The following is a 2,757-nucleotide window of genomic DNA, read 5'->3' as shown; positions in this document are numbered from 1 at the left end:
CCAGATTTGTGAAACCCATCTCAACTATCTGCTGGATCTACGGCTGGAAGATGACCGGGAGATGAACGCCGCCCTGAAAATGGAGGCCGCCAAGGAAATCAAAGCGATCAACAGCCGTTTTAAGGACATTGACATGATGGTGGTCAGCGGAGATGGCCGCATCCTGGAGGCGTCCGAAAATCTGGCGGATGTCGATCCCCATCTCCCTTTGATCAAACAGAAACGGGCGGACATCCGCAACCTCTCCCTCTGGGGCAATCCGGTCCGGGCCCACTATTTATACTTCCCCTTCTGGGATTGGTATGTGGTCGGCTATATTCATGAGAAGGACTACCAGGCCCCCCTGGCCATGGCACGACGCGTTATCTACACCGGAACCTTCGGGCTGCTGGCAGCCATCTGGTTGGTCCTGCTGGTGGTCGTCAACAACCTGATCAGTTTTCCGCTCAGGCGACTGGCCAACGCCACCCGCCAGGTGGCGGAGGGAGACTACTCTGTCCTGTCCAATTCACGCAGGGATGAAATCGGCCAGGTGGTGGATACATTCAACAGCATGGTGACCGGCCTGGAACGAAAAAACAGGGAGGTGTCGGGTCTCATCAAAGCCCTGAAGGATTCCGAAAAGCGTTATCGCGATCTTTTCGATGGCGCTGGTGAAGGCATCCTGGTGGCCGAGGTCGCCACCAAACGGTTCCGCTACGCCAACCCGGCCATCTGCCGCATGCTGGGCTATTCGGAAGCGGCGCTCACGTCCATGTCCGTCGAGGATATCCACCCCAAAAAAAGCCTGGGCCGGGGATTGGCCATTTTCGAAAAACAGGCCATGGGTACCGGGGAATCAATATTATCGGACATCCCATTCGTGTGCAGCGATGGTTCGATTATTTATCTCGATATCAAGGCAACCCCGGTCACCTTGGACGGTGTCAGCTGCAATCTGGGATTCTTCACAGATGTGACCGCCCGTCGTGCCGCGGCGGTTGACAACCAGGCGCTGGTAAACCGGCTCCACCGCTCGGAAAAGATGGAGGCCCTCGGCCTGCTGGCCGGCGGGGTGGCCCATGACCTGAACAACATTCTCAGCGGGCTGGTCAGCTACCCGGAACTGCTCCTGATGGACCTTCCCGAAGAGAGCCCCCTTCGCGGCCCCATCCGAACCATCGAAAACTCGGGTAAGCGGGCAGCGGCAATCGTCCAGGATCTGCTGACCCTGGCCCGGCGGGGGGTGGCTGTGTCCCGGGTGACCAACCTCAACCGAGTCGTCAGCGACTACCTGCAATCCCCGGAACTTGAGAAACTGAAACAGTATCACCCCAGCGTCGCCATCCATACGGATCTGGACGATCGCCTCATGGATGTTAAAGGATCTCCCGTCCACATATCCAAAACGGTGATGAACCTGGTCTCCAATGCCGCCGAGGCGGCTGAGCCGGCCAAAGGATTCATATCCCTGTCCACCCGTAACCAATACGTGGACCGCCCCATCCGGGGCTACGACGAGGTCAAGGAAGGCGACTATGCCGTACTGACCGTGACCGATGACGGCAGCGGCATCGCCCCCGATGACCTGAAACGGATTTTCGAACCCTTTTACTCGAAGAAGGTCATGGGCAGGAGCGGCACAGGCCTGGGCATGGCGGTGGTGTGGGGAACGGTGAAGGACCACAACGGCTATATCGATGTAGTGAGCACCCAAGGCCGGGGAACCACATTCACGCTCTATTTTCCGGCAACCCGGGAAGCCCGCCACGCCGACATCGAAAACCGTTCCATGCACGGGCTGCGAGGCTGCGGCGAAACCATTCTGGTCGTGGATGACATGCCGGATCAGCGGGAAATTGCCACGCACATCCTGACCCGCCTGGGCTATACCGTGGCATCGGTCCCCAGCGGCGAGGCAGCCGTCGAATACATGAAGACCGGACGGGCAGACCTGCTGATTCTGGATATGATCATGGATCCAGGCATGGACGGTCTGGATACCTCCCGGGAAATTCTCAAAAACCCCCCGGGCCAGAAGACAATCATCGCCAGCGGATTTTCCGAAAACGACCGCGTCCGGGAAGCCAATCGCCTTGGCGCCTCCAAGTATTTGAAAAAGCCCTATACAATAGAGAGCATCGGCATGGCCGTGAAAACCGAGCTGGGGTCGAATTAACCAAACAGCCGCGTGATCTCGTCCACATCAAAATGCGGCCAACCGACCGGGGCCTCTTTTTCCACGGCATCGATACCGGGCCCGGCCTCTGTGACGACCCCGATATCCGTGGCCATGATAGCGGCTTGCTTCAATTCGGACAGCAACCGGTCGACACGGTCCGGCCGGCAGCAGACGAGCAGGCTGCCGGATCCAATCAGTCCCAATGGATCGATGCCCAGCACCTCCCCCATTCGTCGTGTCTGGGGATAAACCGGCAACATATCGCGCCGGATGCGCATTCCCCGGCCGCCGGCCTGGCTCAACTCGGTCAGGGCCGTGGCAATCCCACCCTCGGTCACATCGTGAAGCGCGGAGACCCCGCCGACGCGCCAGGCAATCCGGGCTTCCGGCAGGATACTGATCATGGACTGAAACCGGCTGCAGGCATCGATCTCGGCTGCAGTCATTCCCTTTTCCAAAAGCCGGTCCCTGAACTCTGCAGCAATGATGGCGGTGCCTTCCACGGCAACGCCCTTGGTCACCAGCACGCGGTCGCCGGGAGCCATCCGTCGTTTTTGGATCAGGTCCTTGCGGGCAATCGTGCCGGCCATCATGCC

General features: G+C 59.2%; 2 protein-coding genes. One reads left to right on the top strand and one right to left on the bottom strand.

The genetic code is table 11. The features are described 5' to 3' along the window. Positions 1-2,158, top strand: a 2,158-nt coding sequence (locus QNK41_RS22820) for a response regulator (RefSeq protein WP_319262136.1), incomplete at its 5' end; no start/stop codon positions are given. On the opposite strand, the gene QNK41_RS22815 is transcribed toward QNK41_RS22820, so the two are convergent. Then, positions 2,155-2,757: AIR synthase-related protein (locus QNK41_RS22815; protein WP_319262133.1), on the bottom strand; the 603-nt coding region annotated here is incomplete at its 5' end. The genes QNK41_RS22820 and QNK41_RS22815 overlap by 4 nt on opposite strands.

This window comes from Desulfosarcina sp. (assembly GCF_033791525.1).
Lineage (GTDB): Bacteria > Desulfobacterota > Desulfobacteria > Desulfobacterales > Desulfosarcinaceae > Desulfosarcina.
The sequence above is the reverse complement of the archived record's forward strand: the minus strand, read 5'-3'. Positions and strand labels throughout refer to the sequence as shown.